Genomic DNA, 21,139 nt, shown 5'->3' on the forward strand with positions numbered 1-21,139 from the left:
TCCCGAAGCCGCCCACGATGGTTCCGGTGTCGGCGTTGTAGTCGTTGAAGAAGTTGCCGAGCGCGTTCGGCGAGGTGTGCAGGATGTTTTCCAGATCCATGTGGTGATCGACCAGGTTCTGCGTCACGTCGGCCAGCCGGGCGATCTGCTCGCTGGTCTGGTTGCGCGTCCCGGCGATGAAGCGCTGCACCTCGCCGACCGCCGTCGACAGATCGGTCAGCGCCGCGTCCAGGTCGGATCGGCTGTCGTCGACCACGCTGGTGAGGGTGGCCAGGCGGTCGTTGAACTGGACGATCTGCACGTTGCTGTCGCGCAACGCGCCGACGAAGGTCTGCAGGTTCTTGATGATGTCGACGATGTTGCCGCTGCCGTTGGCGAGGATGCGGCCCACGCCGGACAGTTGGCCGAGGGTTTGCCGCAGCTTGTCGCCGTTGCCGTCGAGCGCGTTGGCGGCGCTGTCGATGAACCGGCCCACCGACGTGCCTGATACACCGCTTTTTGGTCCCAAATCCGTTGCCAGACGCATCAATTGGGTTTTGACCTCGTCCCATTCGACCGGCACCGCGGTTCGTTCCACCGGGATGATCGCGCCATCGCGCATCACCGGTCCGCTGTCGCGATACGCCGGCGAGAGCTGAACGTAGCGGGCGGACACCAGGTTCGAGGCGACGATGACCGCCTTCGCATCCGCCGGAATCGGCACATCGCGGTCGACCTCGAGCGTCATCTTGGCCTGTGTGCCCTGCGGCTGAATGGATTTGATGCTGCCGACCTTGACACCTGAGACCCGCACCTCGTCATGAGGGTAGATCGCGGTGGCGGTGGTGAAGTAGGCGGTGATGGTCTTCGGGCCGAACACCGTATTGCGGACGAGCACGGCAGCGCCTGCAGCGATCAGCCCGACCAGGACAACCGCCGCCACGGCCATCAACCTGTTTCGGGGAATCCGCGAGGTCATTGTGATCCTCCGACCCTGCCGCCCAACGTGCAGCCTGGGCACACCGGAATACCGTTGTACGGCCAGGGAGTCAGCGACCGCGGCAACGGTGACGGGTGGCCGGGGCCCTTCGAAGTATCGAAGGTGCGGAATCCCCAGAGGTAGTCGAAGATCGGTTGGAAGAGTTGTGGGACAAGGAAGTTCGGGACGAAAGCCGAGTAGGCGTACATGCTTGAGATGCCCTCACCGACGGTGACCTCGAATTTCTTGAGCCCTTGCAGCGCTTTTCCGATATTGTCGCGGTTCTTCTCCAGCATCGCGGTCACCGAGTTCAGCTTCTCGAGCGTCGGGGCCAATTTGGCTTCGTTGTCGTGCACCAACCCCGTCAGCTGCTTAGACACCGCCGAGGTGTTCGCCAGCAGGTCGACGATCTCCTGCCGGCGTGCCACCAGCACCTGGAGCAGAGTGTCGGAGTTGAGGATGAGCTTGTTGACCTGCTGGCTACGCTCGGAGAGAATCCCGGTGACGTCGCCGGCGCTCTTGAACAGCTCGCCCAGGTTCTTGTTGCGGCTGTTGAGCGTGCGCGATAACCGGGTGAGTGCATCGAAGGCCGGGCCCATTTGGGGGGCGATCTGGTCGAGCGTCGCCGAAAGCGTGTCCAACGACTGGTTCAGCGCCGCGGTATTGGTTCCGGCAGTATCGGTCGTCAGGTCGCTGACCGCTTCCGTGAGCGAGTACGGCGACGACGTGCGCGAGACGGGAATGAGTGCCATCGGGTGCATCGTGCCGCTGCCGGCGGACTCCAACGCCAGCATCCGCTCGCCGAGCAGCGTGCCGGTACGGATGTGCGCGGACGTCTCCGACCCCAACAGGACGTTGCCCTTCATCGCGAATGTGACCAGCGCATCGCCGTGGCGCAGCCTCACATCCGACACCGTGCCGACCTTCACGCCCGAGACGATCACGGGGTTGCCGGTCGCAAGGCCGCCGGCTTCCGTGAACAGCGCCTGGTACCTGACCATCGTCGCCCACGAGATGAACCGGTCGGGCGACAGGCCCACCAGGATCACCATCACCGCCAAAACGACGCCGATAAGGCCGGCCTTGACGAGCCCAGCTCCGCGATACTTGAGCATCAGGGTTCCGTGCACCTTCCCGCTTCTGACCTGAAAATCGGGGCCTTCACCGTCCTGCCCTGAAGATCCGTACCGCGCAGTTCCAACATGCAGAGGTAGTACGGGATGGTGGCGCCGTTCACGCCGAGTCGGACCAGCTTGCGGTAGTTCTTCGGCGCCTTCTCAATCGCCGCGTCGAGGCGGTCCTTGTCGCCATCGAGAATCGGCGCCAGCCGGCTCAGCTGATCAATGGTGCCCGCGAGCGGGGGGCGCGCGCTGGTCAGCAGATCCGCCAGCGAGGCGGTTCCCCGGTCCAGGGCGTCGATCGCCGAGCCGATGGTGTTGCGGTCGTCCGACAACCCGCTGACGAGCCGCTCGAGACGATCGATCGCACCCGAGAACTTGGTGCCGTCCTTGGAGATCGTGCCGATCACGATGTTGAGGTTGTCGATCAGTTGCTGCACGGTTTGGTCGTTGTCGGCCAACGCGTTTGAGAACGACGTCGTCTTGGAGAAGAGTGATTCGAGCGTTCCGCCCTGCCCCTGGAAGACCTGCAGCAAGCCTGCAGTCAAGGCGTTGACGTCTTGCGCATTCAGCCCCTGGGTCACGGGTTTCAGCCCGCCGAGCAGCAGATCGAGGTCGAGTGCCGGTGCTGTGCGGTCAACCGGAATCTGACCGCCGACGGGCAGCCGCTTGGGTGAGCCCGGACCGTCGACGAGTTCGAGGTAGCGATCCCCCACCAGGTTGAGGTAGCGGACCGCCGCCCTGGTGCCCTCGGTGAGGACGACGTTGCGGTCGGCGTCGAAGTGCACCACGACTTTCTTGTCCGGCTGCAGCGAAACACCGTTGACGGTGCCTACCCGGATGCCGGCGACCCGCACCGACTGCCCGGGCTTAAGACGCGACACGTCGGAGAACACGGCCGAATACCCGTTCGTGGCACCGGTGCGGTACTGGCCGAAGATGAAGAACAGGAAGGCGGTCAGCATCGCCATCACGACCGCGAAGATCGTGAACTTGATCAGAGTGGCGCGGGTTCTCATCCGGGCATTCCCACCATGGCGGAGTTGCGTGGCGGGCCTGCGATCGGCCCGTACAACAGCTGTTTGAGCAGATCGGAGTTGATCAGCAGCTGCGGGTTCCCGTACCCCACAGGGTTGGCGCCGATATCGGTGATGAATTGCGGCGGAGCCGAGTTGAACGGAATTGCCGGCAGTCCCAGGCACTGCGGTCCACCCGTCGCGGCAACCTTGGGCAGGTTTGTCGGATACCGGTAACGCTCGCCGCCCCACGTGAGGCTCGCCGAGATGTTGATGCTCGGTTCCGACAACGGGGGACTGTGGGCTATCGTTACCAACCCGCCGAGACTGCAGGTGAGCGCCTCATGATACTCGTTGGTCAGGTCGGTGGTCGGCACCAGCAGGTGCATCACGTTCGTCAGCGGTTGGCGGTTCGTCGACAAGACGTCGTTGCCGATGTCGGCCAAGCCGATCGCGCTGATCAGCAACGCATCCAGGTTGCGCTGCTCCTCGACGAGCGTCTTGCTGATTCGCGTCGCGTTGGCCGCGGTTTTCACCAGATTCGGTGCCGCGTCGGCGTAGGCGTTGGACACCACCGGCAAGACCGAGAGGTCGTGCCGGAATGCCGGAAGGCTCGGCTCCAGCCTGGCCAAGAACGAATCCAGATCGCTCAGCGACTGGCCAAGCTGTGGACCCCGCCCACTGAACGCCTGGGCGAGCGCACCCAGCGACTCGTTGAGCTTTGGTGGGTCGATGTGCTCGAGGACCGAAACCAACTGCTGGAACACCGTATTGACTTCGACCATGACGTGCTGGCCCTGCAGCGTCTGGCCCGCGTGTAGCCGCTGAGCCGACGGTTGCGCCGGTTCCACCAACAGGACCGACTTCGCGCCGAATACCGTCGATGACGCGATGTCGACAAGCACGTTGCCGGGAATGAAGCGCAATTGCGAGGGGTCCATCGCCAAGTGGATGGCCGCCTTGCCGTCGGGCAGCGAGTCGATCGAGGCGACCTTGCCAACCTGCACGCCGCGCAGCTTGACCTTGGCGTCCGGGTTCATGACCAGACCGGCGCGTTGCGAGATCACGGTCACCGGCACGGATTCGGTGAAGGAGCCCTGAAACAGGCCCACTGCCACGGCGAAAATCACGCCAATGATGACGACAGTCGCCAACCCCAGCAGGGGCGCCAGATAGCTGCGCCCGGCGGGCCGGGCATGGCCGGCGCGCGGAGGTCGCCCGGCGGCCGCGCGACCGGCTGGCACACTCTGCGTCACTGCCGTTCCACCTCCTTCGCTAACCGGACAGGTTGAAGTTGCCGTTCGTACCGTAGATAGACAGCGAGACCAACAGCGTTACGGACACCACGACGATGAGCGAGGTGCGCACCGCGTTACCGGTCGCGTTGCCGACACCGGCAGGCCCCCCCGAAGCGAAATAGCCGTAGTAGGTGTGGATCAGCAGGATCGTGAGCGCCATCAGGATGGCCTGCAGGAACGACCACAACAGGTCGATCGGGTTCAGGAAGGTGTTGAAGTAGTGCTGGTACAAGCCCTGCGACTGTCCGAGCAGGAAAGTCGTGGTGAACTGGCTGGCCACGAACGACAGGATGACGGCGATCGCGTACAAGGGTGTGATGGCCATCATTCCGGCCAGGATCCTGGTGCTCACCAAGTAGGCAACCGGCCGAATCGCCATGCTCTCCAACGCATCGACTTCTTCGTTGATCCGCATGGCACCCAGCTGGGCGGTCACCCCGGCGCCGAAGGTGGCCGCCAGACCGATCCCGGCGACCACCGGTGCCGCGATGCGCACGTTGATGAACGCGGACAAGAAGCCCGTCAGCGCCTCGATGCCGATGTTGCCCAGCGAGGTGTAGCCCTGAATGGCCAGGGTGCCGCCCGCCGCCAGCGTCAGGAAGCCGACGATCACAACGGTTCCGCCGATCATCGCCAAAGTGCCTGCGCCCATGCTTATCTCGGCGACCAGCCGAACGACTTCGCGCGTGTAGCGGGTAGCGGCGAACGGCACTCCGGCGAGCGCCTTGCCGTAGAACAGGGTGTGGTCGCCGATCCGCCCCAACGAGGCGACCGGCCTCTCGAATTGGCGGATTAATCGCGGATATGTGGCCCTCAGCGCCATTGGCAGCCCCTACTTCGCCGTCATCTTGATGCCGATCGCGGTCACGACCACGTTGACGACGAACAGGGACATGAAGGCGTAGACCACGGTCTCGTTCACCGCGTTGCCAACGGCCTTGGCGCCCCCGCCGGTGATCGAGAGGCCCCGATAGCAGGCCACCAAGCCGGCGATGAGGCCGAAAAGGGCTGCCTTGACACACGAAATGATGACCTCTGGCACGCCCGTGAGCAGCGTGATACCCGCGGCGAACGCGCCGGGATTGACGTCTTGCACAAAGACCGAAAAGACGTAACCGCCAAGGACGCCGATGATCACCACGAGGCTGTTGAGCAAGAAGGCGACCAGTCCGGAAGCCAGCATCCGCGGGGTGACCAAACGTTGCACCGGGTTGATGCCCAGCACCTCCATCGCGTCGATCTCTTCACGAATTGTTCGTGCTCCCAAGTCCGCACACATTGCCGTGGCACCCGCGCCCGCCACGATCAAAACCGTGACCAGCGGTCCGAGCTGGGTGACCGCACCGAACGCGGCGCCCGCACCGGATAGGTCCGCCGCGCCCAGTTCGCGCAAGAGGATGTTGAGCGTGAAGCTGACGAGGACGGTAAACGGGATGGCTACCAGCAGGGTGGGAGCCAGCGATACCCGCGCGACGAACCAGGACTGCTCCAAGAACTCACGCCACTGGAAGGGCCGGCGGAACACGAATTTGACCGCATCGGCCGACATTGCGAACAACGCTCCGACGGCCTGCATGGGCCCCGACATGTCCCATTTCAGTTTCAGCTGGGGCAATCCCGCTGACCAGTGGTCGGCTCCCTTAGTTGCCATCGGCCTCAGACTCTTTCCTGAGTTACGAGACCGACAGTCTTGTTGTCGCGTACTGACTGCTGTAGATTTGGCCGAAGCGAGGGCCACCGGGGCGTGCAGGCGACGGCGAAACGCCCTGTGGGCGGCCGGAATCCGGCAGATGCCTCGGGCATGACAGCGCTGTCCATCCTCACGCCAGGACCTCCGTTCTGTTGCGTGAGTAGACGCTTCAAAACGTGGGGCCCCGTGTCTTGAAGCGTCCGGCGATTATGACTCATGCCGAGTCCAGGCGGAACGGAAAATGCATAACCGTTATCCGACAATCCATCAGCACACCGCTTAGCCAGGGCGACTGACGCACAACGGACGCGACGGTCGGCACAAACATCAAGGGCTCCTCCGGCTCTAGGTGACGGCGCCGGCCGTCTTGAGTTCGATGATGCGGTCCCAGTCGAGCCCGAGTTCCACCAAGATGTCGTCGGTCTGCTCGGCGAAGCCGGGCGCCGGGCCGGTCTGTGGGGCCGCGACGTCGAACTGGACCGGATTCGCGACCAACTCGAGTTCGCCTGCCTGCACGATGTACTCGTTGGACCGGATCTGTGCGTCTTTGGCGGCTTGCAGGGTGTCCTGCACGGGCGCCCAGGGACCGGCCAGCGTGGCGAAGCGTTCGCTCCACTCTTCCAGCGTGCGGGTGGCGACGACCTTGGTCAGGATCTCCACCGCCTCCGCTGTGTTGGCGGCGATCTTCTCCACCGTTTCGAAGCGCGGGTCCTCGGCCAGCTCCGGCAGGTCGACGTGCCGGCAGACGTCGGCCCAAAACTTGGTGGGCTGCATCATCACGAAGGAGATATAGCGACCGTCGGACGTGGTGTAGAGCCCGACCAAAGGATTGTTGGGGGCGCCGTGCACGCCGGGCGGCGGCGCTTCAAGCCGCTGGCCCAGATAATTTGTCAGCGCGACCGTGTGTCCCATCGACCAAAGCCCACTGCCGAGGAGCGACACGTCGACGACGGACGGCTCGCCGGTGCGCTCCCGTTTGAGCAGCGCCGCTGCGATGCCACCGGCGAGGTTGGTGCCGGAGATGGTGTCGCCGTACGCCGGGCCGGGCGGCCCGATCATTCCCGGCATGCCGGCGGGCGTGATGGTCGCTGCGGTTCCGGCCCGGCACCAGAACGCGGTCATGTCATAGCCGCCCTTGACCGACTCTTCGCCCCGCGGGCCGAGCGCGCTTCCCCGCGCGTAGATGATCTTCGGGTTCACCGCCCTGATGTCGTCGATGTCGATCCCGAACTTCTGGCGGGCGCCGGGCAGGAAGCTGGTGAGGAACACATCCGATCGGCGGGCCAGCTCGTAGAGCACCTCCTTGCCCCCGGGCACCGACATGTCCAGCCCGATGCTGCGCTTGCCGCGGTTCGCGTGTTCGATGTTCGGGTTAGGGTCACCCTCGACGCGCAGCATGCCGGTCTGTCGCAGCCCTCGCTGCGGATCGCCGGTGACCGCGTGCTCGACTTTGACCACGTCGGCGCCCCACTCGGCGAGCACCGCGCCCGCCGACGGGACGAACCCGTACATGGCGACTTCCAGGACGCGGATGCCCTCGAGCGGCCTCACGCCGTGGCCCCGTTCGCCGCCGGAACCGCATACGTTTTGCGTTCCAAGAATTCCTCCAGCCCGGCCACACCCATCTCGCGGCCCACCCCCGACTGCTTGAAGCCACCGAACGGGCTGTCCGCGCCGAAGTAGTTGCCGCCGTTGATCGAGAAGGAACCGGTCCGGATCCGGCGCGCCACCGCAAGCGCCCGGTCCTGGTCGCCGCTGAAGACCGCGCCGGCCAGGCCGTAGATCGAGTTGTTGGCGATGCGCACCGCGTCGTCGTCATCGTCGAACGCGATGACGACGAGCACCGGTCCGAAGACCTCCTCCTGAGCGATCTCGCTGCCGGGATCGACGTTGGTCAGCAGCGTCGGCGCATAGAAGTAGCCCGGCTCCAACCGCTGGCCACCGGTGACCAGGGTCGCGCCCGCGGCGACGGCCCGCTGCACCATGCCGTCGACCTTGTCCCGCTGGCGCTCGTTGATCAGTGGGCCCATGTAGGTTTTCGGATCGGCCGGGTCGCCGTGGCGCACCTTGGCGAAGTTCTCTGCGACCAACGCGACGATCTCGTCGTGATGCGACCTGGGTACCAGCAGCCGAGACGTCAGCGCACATCCCTGCCCCGCGTGGGTCACCATGCTGAATGCCGCGAACATGGCCGCGCCGGCGAAGTCGGCATCGTCGAGCACGATGGCGGCCGATTTGCCACCCAGTTCCAGGAAGACGCGCTTGACCGTTTCACTCGCGGCGGCCATGATCTTGCGCCCCACCGCTGTTGATCCGGTGAAGGTGACGACGTCGACGTCGGGGCTGGTGGTCAGCACCTCGCCCGCCTCGGGGCCCGAGGAGCTGAGCACATTGACCACGCCGTCGGGTATGTCGGTGTGGTTGGCGATCAGCTCACCGAGCGCCAGGGTGATCAACGGTGTGTCCGGCGCGCCTTTGAGGACCACGGTGCACCCGGCGGCCAGCGCGGGGGCCAGCTTCGCCAGCGCCAGCTGGTTTGGGTAGTTGTAGGCGATGATCGCGGCGACCACCCCGGCGGCTTCCTTTTCCACCCAGCGGTGGTGGAGCATGCCGCGCGATTCTTTCTCGCCGAGATCTTCGGAGAACTCGTACCTGCGAAGCAGATCCGCGTAGAAGCGCACGATGGCGATCGGCTCGTCGAGCTGGGCGCCCTGGGTCAGCGCCCGGGTGGCGCCCACTTCGGCGATCGTCAGGTCACGCAACTCGTCGGCGTGTTCGATCAGCGCCCGATGCAGTTGGTCGAGGCAGCGGATCCGCAACTCGACGTCGGTGGGCCAACTGGTGGTGTCGAAGGCACGCCGGGCCGCGGCGATCGCCGCTTCGGCCTCCTCGACACCGGCGTCGGGGGCGTGCCCGACGACAGCGCCGGTGGCGGGATTGATCGACGCGAACGATTTGTCGGTGGTGACCAGCCGGCCGCCGATCAACAGTCGGCGGTCGGAGGCTGATCCAGGCGCGGCATCCGCGATGGTGGCTGCAGTCGCAGTGGCGGGCTCTGCCGTGTCCTGGGCAGGCATTCCGTACTCCCTAATGTGGTGACGGTCACGATAATTTGATTCTCTTCCCCGGCGAATCTTACATTCGAGTCTCGATAATTCAAGAAACCCTCAGGAATGAGGGCGGGCCACTGACCAGCAACGCAGAGGCCAACGGATCGCCACGCCGAGTAGTTTGACGCAGGCCGAACAGGGTTTCCGGAGTGTGTTGCGACAGACTCCCGCGTGAGAGTAGGGTTCTCATAATTGTAAGCGAGATTCTTTGTGACTGAGACGGTCACGTTTGGAGCAGAGGCCTGCACGTGAAGACTGCGGTGGTCACCGGTGGCGGATCCGGCATCGGCCTTGCCGTCGCGCACCGGTTGCGCGCCGACGGTCTCGACGTCGCCACGATCGACCTCCGACCGTCGGACGGCGATCAGTGCTTTACCGCGGACGTCACCGACCGATCGCAGGTGGACGCGGCCTTCGCGGCGATCCGCGCGAAGCTCGGGCCGGTCACCGTCCTCGTCAACGCGGCGGGCCTGGACGGATTCAAGCGCTTCAACAACATCACCTTCGAGGACTGGCAGCGGGTGATCGACGTCAACCTCAACGGCGTCTTCCACACCATTCAGGTGGTCTTGCCCGACATGCTCGAGGCGAAGTGGGGACGGATCGTCAATATCTCTTCGTCGAGCACGCATTCCGGCGCGCCCTATATGAGCCATTACGTGGCGGCCAAGTCCGCGGTGAACGGGCTCACCAAATCCCTGGCGCTCGAGTACGGGCCCAGCGGCATCACCGTCAACGCGGTGCCGCCGGGCTTCATCGACACCCCGATGCTGCGCGCCGCGGCGAAGAACGGATTCCTGGGGGACATCGACGAGACCATCGCGCGAACCCCGGTGCGCCGGATGGGGAAGCCGGAAGACATCGCGGCGGCATGCGCTTTCCTGGTGTCCGACGAAGCCGCCTACATCACCGGTCAGCTCTTGGGCGTCAACGGCGGTCGCAACACCTGAGTACCGATTCGTTCAGCGGTGCCCGGCAACCAGATCAGGTGGGAGGAGACAACCCGTGAAGGTTTGGGTGGATTCAGAACGATGCCAGGGTCACACCCTCTGCGCGATGATCGCGCCGGAGTCGTTTCAGCTCAGCGACATCGACGGCAGTTCTTCCGCGATCGACGAAGTGGTCCCCGTAGACCGGCAGGACCAGGTGCGTGAAGCCGCCCAGTCCTGCCCGGAGCAGGCGATCATCATCACCGACGACTGAGTCCTCATCCGGACACTGACCGACGAAATACCTAGGGAGACAGAGCTTTGAGTGTCGACGACGTCGTCAGCGACAGCGACCGCAAAAGGAACCGGTACCACTTCGATCGGCATTCCCCGGAGTACCGGTCGAAGTTCAAGTCAATCACCAAGGAGATGCACACCAAGTGCCCGATGGCGTGGAGTGAGACCTACGGCGGGCATTGGGTCGCGGCGGGCAGCCATGAGGTCTTCGAGCTGGCCCGCTGCCCGGCCGTCTCCAACGATCACGACATCAACGGCGAACGTCGTGGCTACAAAGGCATTTCGATCCCCACCGCGAGCCGGGTCAGCGTGGTGCGCGGCGGCATCCTGGAGATGGACGACCCCGAGCACCGCATTTACCGCACCGTGCTCAATCCCTACCTGTCGCCGGCGGCGGTCAAGCGCTGGGAGCCGTTCATCGACGACGTGACGCGCGCCTGCCTCGACGAAAAGATCGAGGGCGGAAGCATCGACTTCGTCGACGATCTGGCCAACATCGTTCCGGCCGTCCTGACTTTGGCGATGATGGGCATCCCGCTGAAGAAATGGAACATGTACAGCGAGCCGGTGCACGCCGCGGTGTACACGCCCGAGCACTCTCCCGACATCGAGCGCGTCACCGAAATGCACAAGCAGATGGGCCTCGACATGGTGAACAACATGCTCGAGATCCGCGAGAATCCGCGGCCGGGAATCGTGAATGCCCTGCTGCAGATGCGCATTGACGGGGAACCGGCGCCCGACCTGGAAATCCTCGGGAACCTCGGCTTGGTCATCGGCGGCGGCTTCGACACCACCACCGCCCTGACCGCCCACTCGTTGGAGTGGCTTTCCGAGCATCCCGAGCAGCGGGAACTGCTCAGCAACGAGCGCAAAACGCTGCTCGACCCCGCCACCGAGGAATTCCTGCGCTACTTCACTCCCGCGCCTGGCGACGGCCGGACATTCTCCGATGATGTCGAGCTCGACGGCACGCAGTTCAAGGAGGGCGAGCGGCTGTGGATCTCGTGGGCGATGGCCAACCGCGATCCATCGGTATTCCACGACCCGGACGACATCGTGCTCGACCGTAAAGGCAACCGCCACTTCAGCTTCGGGCTGGGAGTCCATCGGTGTGCCGGGTCGAACGTGGCGCGTACGGTGTTCAAATCGATGCTCACCGCCGTGCTCGATCGGATGCCCGATTATCGATGCGACCCGGAAGGCACCGTCCACTACGAGACCATTGGCGTCATCCAGGGCATGCGCAAGTTGCCGGCCACCTTCAGCCCCGGCCGAAGGCTCGGCGCCGGCCTGGACGAGACGCTGGAGAAGCTGCAGCGCATTTGTGACGAGCAAGAACTCGCCAGACCGATCACCGAACGCAAGGAAGCCGCCGTCATCGACTGAGCCGCTCGCGGTCCAGCGTCGCCATGCAGGAGAAAGCCGCCATTGACCGCTCCAGTTTTTCCGAGTACGCCTGTTCAGCGGGCCCGCGCTCTATATTCAGGCCAGGCGCGTGCGCAGAGATGGGAGACGCATCGGTGAAGACTTTCGCAGCGAGCCTCGCGCTCGCGACGGCCGCGCTGACTCTTACGCCCACCGCTCACGCGGACATGCAGATCGGCAACTACCGGCTGGACACCCCGCGGGATCCCGGCCACAGCTGGATCTTTGCGATTCGGCCGTGCAGATACGATCAGGGACCGGAATGCCTGACGGTACAAGCGATTGCGCAACCCAACGGGCAAGCGGCCTTCTGGAAGTCAGATGCTCACCTTTCCAACGGCCGCTACACCATGGCGGTTGATGTGCCCGACGGGGTGCGCTGCGTGGTCCAGTTCTTTCCCTCGCACGACGTTTACTCGTGGGATGCGGTGACGCTGGCGGGTCAGGTCGATTCGACGTACGACACCGGTTGCGGTGGCGGACCGGGGGGCACCAACAGTTGGCCGTTCTCGCTCGTGCGATGGTAGCCGCGTGAGAGTCAGTAAGCACGATGGCTGAGGCGAAGGAACCGCCCCAAGATTCGGCAAAATCGAAGGCCGACGCAATGGCGTTGCTAGAGGAAGCCGAGGCCGAAGCGGCCGAGGCTGAAGCGCTGGCCGCCGCGGCGCGCGCCCGTGCTCGTGCCGCCCGACTCCGCCGCGAAGCGCAGGCACAAGCTGAGAAAGAGGCCGAGTCAAAGGCCGCCGAGGAAGCCTCGGACGCCCACGAGGACACCACCGACACCGCCGAGGCGGAGACCAAAGACGACACCACCGACACCGTCGCAGCGGAGACCGAGGAGGAAGTCCCCGCCGAGCCCGCCGATACGGCGGAGCCGGAATCCGAGTCGGCCCGCTCCCGGCGTCGCGTGCGACTGCCACCGTGGTCCGTGGCGTGGAAGGCGGCCGTCATCATCCTCATCTGCGCCTTCGTCGCCGCCAGCGGATACATGATGTGGGAACGCCACGAAACCACCGAGCGCAACCAGCGCACCGCCAACTTCATCGCGGGGGCCAGGCAAGGCGTCGTCAACATGTTTTCGATGGACTTCAACAGGGCCAAGGAGGACGTCCAGCGGGTGATCGACAGCTCCACGGGCCAGTTCCGGGACGACTTCCAGCAGCGCGCAAAGGATTTCACGACCGTGGTCGAGCAGTCCAAAGTCGTCACGCAGGGGACCGTGAATGCGGCGGCCGTACAGTCCATCGACGGGAATTCCGCGTTGGTACTCGTAGCGGCGTCATCGCGCATCAGCAATGCCGCGGGCGCCAAAGACGAGCCACGAAATTGGCGGCTCAAGGTGACCGTCACCGACGACGGCGGGCAATACAAGATGTCCAAACTGGAGTTCGTCCCGTGAGCGAAGACAACCGCGGCATCGACACCGCCGACGACCGTTCCGAACGGGCCGGGGGCAGCGGGCGTCCATGGCGCAAGGTGAAAGTCGTTCCCGCCGTTCTGATTTTGCTTCTGCTGATCTCCGGCGCCACGGCGACGTGGCTGTACTTCAAGGAGTACCGGCCGGACAAGCAGACCGACCCCAGCGTCGCGAACGCGGTCGTCAGCTCGGCGTCCGACGGAACGGTCGCGTTGCTGTCCTACTCGCCCGACTCGCTCGACAAAGACTTCGCCGCGGCAAAGTCGCACCTGTCCGGGGATTTCCTGTCGTACTACAACCAGTTCACCGAGCAGATCGTCGCTCCGGCGGCCAAACAGAAGTCGCTGAAAACTAACGCTCGGGTAATCGGGGCCGCGGTCTCGGAGTTACATCCGAATTCGGCCGTCGTGCTGGTGTTGGTCGACCAGAGCACCACGAGCAAGGACAATCCCGAACCCGCGATGGCTTCCAGCAGCGTGCTGGTGAGTTTGACCCGCGTCAACGGCAATTGGCTGATCACCAAGTTCGACCCGGTCTAGCCGGGCCGCCTCGCCGAATGTGAAGCTAGCCGCACACTGGGGTTCGAGTGTGAAGACAGCTTCACACTCGTGGAGGCAAGTCATCCCCGCGGCAGGCCGAGCACCCGCTGGGCGATGATGTTGCGCTGGATTTCCGAGGTGCCCCCGGCGATCGTCCCGGAAAAGCTGCGGGCGTAGCGCTCGAACCAGCTGGCGAAATAGTGGTCGAGGTTCATGTGCGCGTACGGCCCGGTCAGGCCCGGGTGAACGAGCCCTTCGGAGCCCGCCGACGTCAGCGCAAGCTCCATGCCACGCAACTCGGCCTCGGACCCGAGCAGCTTGAGCACCGAGATCGCCGCCACGTCGTCTTCGCCGCGCGACGCGCGGGCCAGGGCCACCGAACCCAGCAGGCGCAACGCCTGCTTGTCCATGATCGTGCTGGCGTACTGATCGCGTTCGACCTCGGTGCTGGGATGGAAGTCGTCGATCATGTTGTCGAGTCGATCGGCGAAGCCCAGCCACATCATCGTGCGTTCGTGCCCCAGCGATCCGTTGGCGACCCGCCAGCCCTGGTCGAGCTCACCGACCAAGTTCTCGGCAGGCACGCGGACATCGGTGAAAAACACCTCGTTGAAATCCAGATCATCGGCACCGCAGATCGACGGGAACGGCCGGCGCACGAGGCCCGGGGTGTCGGTGGGGATGATCAGCGCGCTGATTCCCTTGTGCTTCGGGGCATCTGGATTGGTGCGCACAAATGTCAGCAAGACGTCGGCGTCGTGGGCGCCCGAGGTCCACACCTTCTGGCCGTTGACCACGAAGTGATCGCCGTCCAGCACCGCGCGGGTCCGCAACGACGCCAGGTCGGAACCCGCGCTGGGCTCGCTCATCCCGAGTGACGCGGTGATCTCGGCCCGCAGGATCGGCACCGCCCAGCGCCGCTTCTGTTCGTCGCTGCCGAACGACAACAGCGAAGCGCCAACGATGTTCACGCCCTGCGGGTTGAAGCTGTGGTAGATCCGCCGGCGGCTGAGCTCTTCAAGATAGACGAACTGCTGAATGACCGTCGCGTTGCGGCCACCGAATTCCGGTGGCTGGCTCGGCAGTAGCCAGCCGTTGTCGAACAGCAGCCGCTGCCAGTCGCGTGCCCACTGCGGCATGTGGGAGACCGACCGGGGTCGCTCGAGCGTTTCGCTTGCGGGAGGCAGGTTCTCGTCGAGGAAGGCCGCGAACTCCGCCCGGAACTCCTCGACGTCGGAATCAAAAGTCAGCTGCACGGTATTCCTCCGCGATCCGCGCCCGGTGCTCGGCGGCGCCGCCGAGCATCAGCTCACCGGCCTTGGCTCGCTTCAGCGCGAACTGCAGATCGTTCTCCCACGTGAATCCCATTGCGCCGTGGAGCTGTAACCCGTGCCGGAACACCAGCGACTGGCACTCCCCCGCCGACGCCTTGGCCATCGCCGCCGCGAGCCGGCGGCGGGGATCGTCGGCCGCGATGGTCAGCGCCGCGAAGTACGCGAGGGCACGGGCGCGTTCCACGGCGACGTGCATGTCCGCGGCCTTGTGCTGGACGGCCTGGAACGAGCCGATCGGCACACCGAATTGCTGACGGCTGCGGACGTGTTCGAGCACCAGGTCGAGAATGCGTTGGCAGGCACCGACCATGGTGATCGCCATGCCGGTCAGCGCCATGTGGTGCGCGCGTTCGGAATCGACCGTGAGCCGGGCGCTGTCGGGCACCCGAACTTCGCAGAACGACAGGTCGGCGACGTGCAAGACGGGGTCGAAGACGGCGGCGCGACGCACCGACACCTGGTTCGCCGCGGTGAGGAATACCCCGGCGTCGGTCACCACCGCCAGGCGGTCGACGCGATCGCCGTCGAGGACATGGCGGGCCGTACCGTCCAGCAGCCAACCCTCGGCGTCCCGATGTGCGGCGACCCCGGTGTATACGGCGGTGCCCGATTCGTGGGGATCGAAGTGCTCGGCCGCCAACGGGGCGAACTGGGTCATTGTCGCCAGGAACGGGGTGGGGTCGGTCGCGCGCCCCAACTCCTCGAGGACGATGGCCAGTTCGACGGCGCTAATCGGATCGTTCAGCTCGGTCCAGCCCTGATCGACGTACGACTTCCACAACGGGCTGGGATCGACGCCGTCCTCGGCCACGCCGCGCACCAGCGAGGGCGGGCACTGCTTGGCCACGGCGTCGCGAACGGTCTTCTGCCACAGCCGCTGATCGGCATCGAACTCCAACAGCATGAAGGCCGCCTCCTGTCATCACCGACGCCGCGAGAATATCATTCTCGCACGCGGAAGTAATAATCTCGGAAACCGGTTACGGGGTCCCGCGGGGAACGAGGGGTTGCCGGCCAAGCTGGTCAGGCACGCGCCCAGGCCCTGGGCCGGCTCGGCCAGCAGAAAGTTCTGCATGGCGGGAAAGATCGATCCGCCGAGCAGAAAGTTCGGATGCGGTCGGATAGTGCTGCTGGGCGAACAGGACGGAGGGGAACTCGCGTAGACCGCGCGGCGGAGTCGCGATGCGAGACTGCGCTTAGGGCGATTGCAATCGCCAACGCCGCCACCACCACCAAGGAGAAGACCATTGGATCGCGAGACCTATCAGCGGGGCCTACACATCCGCTCCGACGTTCTCGGCGAGGAGTACGTCAACCGGGCCCTCGCCGACGCGGACGACTTCACCCAGCCCCTGCAGGATCTCGTCACCGAATACTGCTGGGGCGCGATCTGGGGTCGCGACGAGCTGCCCCGGAAGACGCGCAGCATGCTCAACCTAGCGATGATCTCGGTACTGAACCGGCCCAACGAATTACGCACGCACGTCAAGGCGGCGCTGACCAACGGCGTCAGCCGCGAGGAGATCCGCGAGGTCTTTCTGCAGGTGGCCATTTACGCGGGCGTGCCGGCCGCGGTCGACAGCTTCCGCATCGCGCGCGAGGCCTTCGCCGAACTGGATGAGGACTAGGTCGGCCAGGGCCCCCACTCGGACTTCACGACGGTGATCAAACCGCTCGAGACGGCAACCGGTGTGATCGGGGGCCGGTCGCCGGCCCAGCCAGGCTCCGCTGGATAGAGGCGGATGGCACTGATCCAGGACCGGGAGAATGGTATTATCGCAATTTAAGAACGACACTTGCACCAGGACCGCGAAAGCACTCGCTACCAGGAACGTTGACTAAACGAAACGCTTACCGGAAACCCGTTGATTGGCTCCCGAGAAGAATGTTAGGTTATCTATCATATGACCCGACTGGGTTCGCTTTGAGCGCCCGAGTCGAAGGATGGCTTTCGTGATCGAACACGCTGACGGAACCAGCACCCCGCTCATCGATGCGAGCGTGCACATCTTCTTCCCTTCCAACAAGGCGCTCCGCAAGACCCTGCGTGAGCCGTTCAAGAGCCGGGGCTTCCCTGATTACGAGATGGACTGGTACGGCGCCCCGGGCGGAGAGTACGCGCCCGATACCGAGGGCCCGGACCGTCAGTACCCCGGTTCGGATCCGGATTTCGTTGCCAATGAGCTCTTTTCGAAACGCGGGGTCGATGTCGCGGTCCTGCACCCGATGGCCCGCGGCATCATGCCGGACCGCCACCTGGGCAGCGCGCTGCACGCCGCGCACAACGAAATGATGGTGTCGGACTGGCTGGAGTCCAGCAAGTTCGGCGAGCGGTTCCGCGGCACCATCCGGGTGAACCCCGACGACATCGCAGGCGCACTGCGGGAGATCGAGAGGTGGCGTGGCCACCCGCGGGTGGTCCAGATCGGCGTTCCGCTGCAGTCCCGCGAGCTCTACGGCAAGCCACAGTTCTGGCCGCTGTGGGAAGCCGCGGTCGACGCCGGCCTTCCCGTTGCCGCGCACATCGAAGTCGGGTCGGGCATCGCCTTTCCGCCAACGCCCAACGGGAACACCCGCACCTACGAGCAGTACGTCAGCTTCATGGCGCTGAACTACATCTATCACCTGATGAACATGATCGCCGAGGGCGTGTTTGAGCGCTTCGACGGCCTCAAATTCGTCTGGGGCGACGGCGCGGCGGACTTCGTGACGCCGTTCATCTGGCGGATGGACACATTCGGCCGGCCGCACCTCGAGCAGACACCGTGGGCACCGCGGATTCCCAGCGATTACCTGCCCGGTCACGTGTATTTCGTTCAGGGCAGTCTCGACGGTCCCGGTGACACCGAGTTCGCCGGCGAATGGTTCGGCTTCACCGGCAAGGACGACATGGTGATGTTCGGCTCCAGCTACCCGCACTGGCAGTGCGGCGATATCAAAAAGCTTCCCCGCGCCCTCTCCGCCGAACCACGCGAGAAGTTGTGCTGGCGCAACGCGGCGCAGCTCTACAACATAGACATTCCCGCCGGGGTGGGCGCACAGTAGAAGTACGACGTGATACCGAGGAGTTTCAGATGACGTTGACCCATTCGCAGGAGCGGGTTCCCGCTGCCGAGCGCATAGCCGTCCGGTGCGTCGACTCAGATGTCCACCCGGCTCCCAAGCGCGGGGAACTCGTGCCGTACATCCCCGAGCCATGGCGCAGCAAATACTTCCTCACTCGCACCGTGGGTGAGCAGATTTACTACGACGCCCCGGACTACGCCCACTCGTACGCGATGCGGGTGGACTCTTTCCCCGCCAACGGCGAATTCCCTTGCAGCGACCCGGATATGGCGTTTCGCCAGCTGATCATGGAAGCCGGCTCCGACATCGCGATTCTCGAACCGGCCGCGTACCCGGCCCGGCTGCCCGAAGCACAGCACGCGATGTCGAGCGCGTTGAACGACTGGCAGGCCAATCACTGGCTGGACAGCCACAACAACTGGCACCAGCGCTGGCGCGGTTCGATTTGTTGTGCCATCGAGGAACCGCAAGAGTCCGTGCGCGAGATCGAGAAGTGGGCCGGGCATCCCTACATGGCCCAGATTCTGATCAAGGCCGAGCCGCGGCCGTCCTGGGGAAACCCGAAATACGACCCGATCTGGGCGGCCGCCACCAAGCACGACATCACCGTGAGCTGTCACCTGTCACGCAGCCAGTTCGACGAGCTACCGATCCCGCCGGTCGGATTCCCCAGCTACAACCACGACTTCATGGTGACCTACTCGCTGCTGGCCGCCAACCAGGTGATGAGCCTGATCTTCGACGGCGTGTTCGACCGGTTCCCGACGCTGCGGATCGTGTTCGTCGAGCACGCGTTCACTTGGATCCTGCCGCTGATGTGGCGGATGGATGCGATCTACGAAGCACGCAAGTCGTGGGTCGACATCAAACGCAAGCCGTCGGAGTACGTCAAGGACCACATCAAGTTCACCACCCAGCCGCTGGACTATCCCGAGGACAAGACCGAGTTGACCCGCGCGCTGGAATGGATGGAGTGCGAGAAGATCTTGCTCTTCTCCTCGGACTACCCGCACTGGACGTTCGATGACCCGCGCTGGTTGGTGAAGCACCTGCCAAAGCACGCCCGCGACGCGGTGATGTACAAGAACGGCATCGCGACCTACCACCTGCCCGAGACCGTTCCGGTCCTCGAGGGTCAGACCCGGGTGCTCTGAGTTGACCCGCGAAGAACAGGGGGCAGCCAAGCTGCCCGAGCCCCGTCTCGCCCAGGGCCGTGAGCATGTTGTTGCGACCGTGGACGAGATCCCGCCGGGCAAGCACAAGCTGGTGCCCATCGGGCGGCACGGCGTCGGCGTGTACAACGTCAACGGCAGCTTCTACGCGATCGCGAATTACTGCCCGCACCAAGGCGGTCCGCTCTGTTCGGGCCGCGCAAGGGGACGCACGATCGTGGACGAAACCGCGCCGGGCGACTCGGTCATGGTGCGCGACCTGGAGTACATCTATTGCCCTTGGCACCAATGGGGTTTCGAGCTGGCGACCGGCACAACCGCCGTCAAGCCCGAATGGAGTATCCGTACCTATCCGGTGCGTGTCGTCGGTAACGACGTTGTGGTGCAGGCCTAACTACAGGAGAATCGGGTGCCTTCAATCGAGATCAACGGGGGAAATGTCGTCTACGAAATCCTCGGCGAATCGGGCGATCTCATTGCCCTGACGCCAGGCGGCCGATTCAGCAAGGAGATCGAGGGTTTGCGTCCGCTTGCCGACGCGCTCGCCGCCGGCGGCTATCGCGTGCTGCTGTGGGACCGGCCGAACTGCGGTGCTTCCGATGTGCAGTTCTACGGTCAGAGCGAATCGCACATGCGCGCCGAGACGCTGCACAAGCTGGTGACCGGGCTGGGCTTCGAGCGCTGCATTCTGGCCGGCGGCTCCGGTGGCGCAAGGGATTCCATGCTGACCACGATGCTCTACCCCGAGATGGTCACCAAGCTTGTCGTGTGGAACATTGTCGGTGGCATCTACGGCACCTTCGTGCTCGGCTCCTTCTACATCATCCCGAGCATTCTCGCTGTGCGCGGCACCGGAATGGACGGCGTGGTGAAGGTACAGGAGTGGCGCGATCGCATCGAGGAGAACCCGAACAACAAGCAGCGCTTCCTCGACTTCGACAAAGACGAATTTCTGAAGGTGATGCTGCGCTGGCTCAACGCGTTCGTTTCCAAACCGGGACAGACCATCCCGGGCGTTGAGGACGAAATGTTCGACCGAATCAAGGTGCCCACCTTGATCATTCGCGGCGGCGAGAACGACATGGATCACCCGAAGCGGACGTCGCTGGAGGTCAGCTGCTTGATCAAGGGATCGAAGCTCATCGATCCCCCGTGGCCGGAGGACGCGTGGGAACGGGCCTCCGAGGACCGCGCGGCGGGGCGGGTGCAGCACTTCAACATGTTCGACACCTGGGTGCAGGCGGCGCCCGCGATCCTCGAGTTCCTGGGTTCGTGATGTCCCTACACGGTACGAATGTGGACCTCGCAGTTGAGCGACGCCTCGAGGGCCGTGTGAACCCGGCTCTCCGGTATGCGTTCGAGGTCCCTCTCACGCAGCGTCACGTACACGATGTCGAAACCGTCGTCCCCGGGCGTCCGCTCGATGTCACCGGTGAGCCCGAAGCCGGACAACACACCGTGGGCGTCGTCGTCAGTCCCCCGGCTGATGAAGGTGACGACTCCTGGAACCGGTTCGGCGGCGAACACGCTGCCGCACAGGCGGATCGCCAAATCTCGCGCCTCGTCTACGGCTTCGGCCGCGATCAGCAATTCGACTTCGCGGCGCGCCGCGGGCATCGCCGCGAGATCGTTCTCGACGACGTCTGCACCCGCATCACGCGCGAGCCCGAGGAGCGCCGCCATGCCGTCGCGTAGCTGCGAGACCGTGCAAACGCTCTCCGGGTCGACATTGACGCGCACCACCGCAGTTCGCATGTGCGCAAGCCT

At 64.6% G+C, this 21,139-nt stretch carries 22 protein-coding genes and 1 pseudogene; 11 read left to right on the plus strand and 12 right to left on the minus strand.

The window, feature by feature from the left end; all coding sequences use genetic code 11:
• From A5711_RS07995 to A5711_RS08030, 8 genes are all read right to left on the minus strand, one after another.
• Positions 1-958: MCE family protein (locus tag A5711_RS07995; protein ID WP_156673227.1), on the minus strand; the 958-nt coding region annotated here is incomplete at its 3' end.
• Positions 955-2,073 carry an MCE family protein gene (locus A5711_RS08000; protein ID WP_067945353.1) on the minus strand — a complete coding sequence of 373 codons (1,119 nt, stop codon included), beginning with the start codon at positions 2,071-2,073 and terminating at the stop codon, positions 955-957. The genes A5711_RS08000 and A5711_RS07995, both read right to left, overlap by 4 nt.
• Complete coding sequence (locus A5711_RS08005; protein WP_067945237.1) at positions 2,073-3,095, minus strand: MCE family protein; 1,023 nt, start codon at positions 3,093-3,095, stop codon at positions 2,073-2,075. The genes A5711_RS08000 and A5711_RS08005 overlap by 1 nt, the downstream gene beginning before the upstream one ends.
• Complete coding sequence (locus A5711_RS08010; protein WP_067945239.1) at positions 3,092-4,348, minus strand: MCE family protein; 1,257 nt, start codon at positions 4,346-4,348, stop codon at positions 3,092-3,094. The genes A5711_RS08005 and A5711_RS08010 overlap by 4 nt, the downstream gene beginning before the upstream one ends.
• A gap of 19 nt (positions 4,349-4,367) precedes the next feature.
• Positions 4,368-5,213, minus strand: a complete 846-nt coding sequence (locus A5711_RS08015; RefSeq protein ID WP_067945242.1) for an ABC transporter permease — start codon at positions 5,211-5,213, stop codon at positions 4,368-4,370.
• 9 nt (positions 5,214-5,222) lie between these two features.
• Positions 5,223-6,041: an ABC transporter permease gene (locus A5711_RS08020; protein WP_067945244.1), complete on the minus strand. Its 819-nt coding sequence runs from the start codon at positions 6,039-6,041 to the stop codon at positions 5,223-5,225.
• A gap of 384 nt (positions 6,042-6,425) precedes the next feature.
• Positions 6,426-7,631, minus strand: a complete 1,206-nt coding sequence (locus A5711_RS08025) for a CaiB/BaiF CoA-transferase family protein (RefSeq protein WP_067945246.1) — start codon at positions 7,629-7,631, stop codon at positions 6,426-6,428.
• Complete coding sequence (locus tag A5711_RS08030; RefSeq protein ID WP_067945248.1) at positions 7,628-9,157, minus strand: aldehyde dehydrogenase family protein; 1,530 nt, start codon at positions 9,155-9,157, stop codon at positions 7,628-7,630. The genes A5711_RS08025 and A5711_RS08030 overlap by 4 nt, the downstream gene beginning before the upstream one ends.
• A 281-nt stretch (positions 9,158-9,438) precedes the next feature.
• On the opposite strand from A5711_RS08030, the gene A5711_RS08035 reads away from it, so the two are divergent.
• The 6 genes from A5711_RS08035 (at position 9,439) to A5711_RS08060 (ending at position 13,800) form a co-directional block, all read left to right on the plus strand.
• The gene (locus A5711_RS08035; protein ID WP_067945250.1) at positions 9,439-10,140 is read left to right on the plus strand and encodes an SDR family NAD(P)-dependent oxidoreductase; all 702 of its coding nucleotides are present in this window, start codon (positions 9,439-9,441) and stop codon (positions 10,138-10,140) included.
• Between the two features lie 55 nt (positions 10,141-10,195).
• Positions 10,196-10,393: a ferredoxin gene (locus A5711_RS08040; protein WP_067945254.1), complete on the plus strand. Its 198-nt coding sequence runs from the start codon at positions 10,196-10,198 to the stop codon at positions 10,391-10,393.
• 47 nt (positions 10,394-10,440) lie between these two features.
• Positions 10,441-11,805, plus strand: a complete 1,365-nt coding sequence (locus tag A5711_RS08045; protein ID WP_067945256.1) for a cytochrome P450 — start codon at positions 10,441-10,443, stop codon at positions 11,803-11,805.
• Between the two features lie 119 nt (positions 11,806-11,924).
• Positions 11,925-12,371, plus strand: a complete 447-nt coding sequence (locus tag A5711_RS08050) for a hypothetical protein (RefSeq protein WP_067945258.1) — start codon at positions 11,925-11,927, stop codon at positions 12,369-12,371.
• Between the two features lie 23 nt (positions 12,372-12,394).
• Positions 12,395-13,243, plus strand: a complete 849-nt coding sequence (locus A5711_RS08055; protein ID WP_067945260.1) for a hypothetical protein — start codon at positions 12,395-12,397, stop codon at positions 13,241-13,243.
• Entirely contained in the window at positions 13,240-13,800 is a 561-nt protein-coding gene (locus A5711_RS08060) for a hypothetical protein (protein WP_067945262.1), read from the plus strand. Before A5711_RS08055 ends, A5711_RS08060 begins: the two co-directional genes overlap by 4 nt.
• An 80-nt stretch (positions 13,801-13,880) precedes the next feature.
• Here A5711_RS08060 and A5711_RS08065 read toward each other — a convergent pair whose 3' ends face one another.
• The 3 genes and pseudogenes from A5711_RS08065 to A5711_RS26170 all read right to left on the minus strand — a co-directional run.
• Entirely contained in the window at positions 13,881-15,056 is a 1,176-nt protein-coding gene (locus tag A5711_RS08065) for an acyl-CoA dehydrogenase family protein (RefSeq protein ID WP_067945264.1), read from the minus strand.
• The gene (locus tag A5711_RS08070; protein WP_067945266.1) at positions 15,040-16,038 is read right to left on the minus strand and encodes an acyl-CoA dehydrogenase family protein; all 999 of its coding nucleotides are present in this window, start codon (positions 16,036-16,038) and stop codon (positions 15,040-15,042) included. The genes A5711_RS08065 and A5711_RS08070 overlap by 17 nt, the downstream gene beginning before the upstream one ends.
• A gap of 108 nt (positions 16,039-16,146) precedes the next feature.
• Positions 16,147-16,291 (minus strand): annotated as a pseudogene (locus A5711_RS26170) (nitroreductase); the annotation flags it as partial.
• Between the two features lie 90 nt (positions 16,292-16,381).
• On the opposite strand from A5711_RS26170, the gene A5711_RS08075 reads away from it, so the two are divergent.
• The 5 genes from A5711_RS08075 to A5711_RS08095 all read left to right on the plus strand — a co-directional run bounded on the left by A5711_RS08075 (position 16,382) and on the right by A5711_RS08095 (position 20,648).
• Positions 16,382-16,762: a carboxymuconolactone decarboxylase family protein gene (locus A5711_RS08075; protein WP_067945268.1), complete on the plus strand. Its 381-nt coding sequence runs from the start codon at positions 16,382-16,384 to the stop codon at positions 16,760-16,762.
• Between the two features lie 325 nt (positions 16,763-17,087).
• Positions 17,088-18,179 carry an amidohydrolase family protein gene (locus tag A5711_RS08080; RefSeq protein ID WP_067945355.1) on the plus strand — a complete coding sequence of 364 codons (1,092 nt, stop codon included), beginning with the start codon at positions 17,088-17,090 and terminating at the stop codon, positions 18,177-18,179.
• Positions 18,180-18,208: 29 nt separating this feature from the next.
• Complete coding sequence (locus A5711_RS08085) at positions 18,209-19,354, plus strand: amidohydrolase family protein (RefSeq protein ID WP_067945270.1); 1,146 nt, start codon at positions 18,209-18,211, stop codon at positions 19,352-19,354.
• A 1-nt stretch (position 19,355) separates the two neighbouring features.
• On the plus strand, positions 19,356-19,766 hold the full coding sequence (locus tag A5711_RS08090) for a Rieske (2Fe-2S) protein (protein ID WP_068119597.1): 411 nt from the start codon (positions 19,356-19,358) through the stop codon (positions 19,764-19,766).
• A 15-nt stretch (positions 19,767-19,781) separates the two neighbouring features.
• Positions 19,782-20,648: an alpha/beta fold hydrolase gene (locus tag A5711_RS08095; RefSeq protein WP_067945272.1), complete on the plus strand. Its 867-nt coding sequence runs from the start codon at positions 19,782-19,784 to the stop codon at positions 20,646-20,648.
• Between the two features lie 5 nt (positions 20,649-20,653).
• Here A5711_RS08095 and A5711_RS08100 read toward each other — a convergent pair whose 3' ends face one another.
• Entirely contained in the window at positions 20,654-21,127 is a 474-nt protein-coding gene (locus A5711_RS08100; protein WP_067945274.1) for a hypothetical protein, read from the minus strand.
• Positions 21,128-21,139: the final 12 nt, after the last annotated feature.

This window comes from Mycobacterium sp. E2238 (assembly GCF_001672665.1).
In the GTDB taxonomy this organism is placed as follows: domain Bacteria; phylum Actinomycetota; class Actinomycetes; order Mycobacteriales; family Mycobacteriaceae; genus Mycobacterium.

What these genes read in the sequence shown, in the direction of transcription:
- A5711_RS08085 (WP_067945270.1), top strand. Translation starts at nt 18,209, where the DNA reads ATGACGTTGACCCATTCGCAGGAGCGGGTTCCCGCTGCCGAGCGCATA.
- A5711_RS08030 (WP_067945248.1), bottom strand. Translation starts at nt 9,157, where the DNA reads ATGCCTGCCCAGGACACGGCAGAGCCCGCCACTGCGACTGCAGCCACC.
- A5711_RS08005 (WP_067945237.1), bottom strand. Translation starts at nt 3,095, where the DNA reads ATGAGAACCCGCGCCACTCTGATCAAGTTCACGATCTTCGCGGTCGTG.
- A5711_RS08000 (WP_067945353.1), bottom strand. Translation starts at nt 2,073, where the DNA reads ATGCTCAAGTATCGCGGAGCTGGGCTCGTCAAGGCCGGCCTTATCGGC.
- A5711_RS08055 (WP_067945260.1), top strand. Translation starts at nt 12,395, where the DNA reads ATGGCTGAGGCGAAGGAACCGCCCCAAGATTCGGCAAAATCGAAGGCC.
- A5711_RS08020 (WP_067945244.1), bottom strand. Translation starts at nt 6,041, where the DNA reads ATGGCAACTAAGGGAGCCGACCACTGGTCAGCGGGATTGCCCCAGCTG.
- A5711_RS08015 (WP_067945242.1), bottom strand. Translation starts at nt 5,213, where the DNA reads ATGGCGCTGAGGGCCACATATCCGCGATTAATCCGCCAATTCGAGAGG.
- A5711_RS08050 (WP_067945258.1), top strand. Translation starts at nt 11,925, where the DNA reads ATGGGAGACGCATCGGTGAAGACTTTCGCAGCGAGCCTCGCGCTCGCG.
- A5711_RS08070 (WP_067945266.1), bottom strand. Translation starts at nt 16,038, where the DNA reads ATGCTGTTGGAGTTCGATGCCGATCAGCGGCTGTGGCAGAAGACCGTT.
- A5711_RS08100 (WP_067945274.1), bottom strand. Translation starts at nt 21,127, where the DNA reads ATGCGAACTGCGGTGGTGCGCGTCAATGTCGACCCGGAGAGCGTTTGC.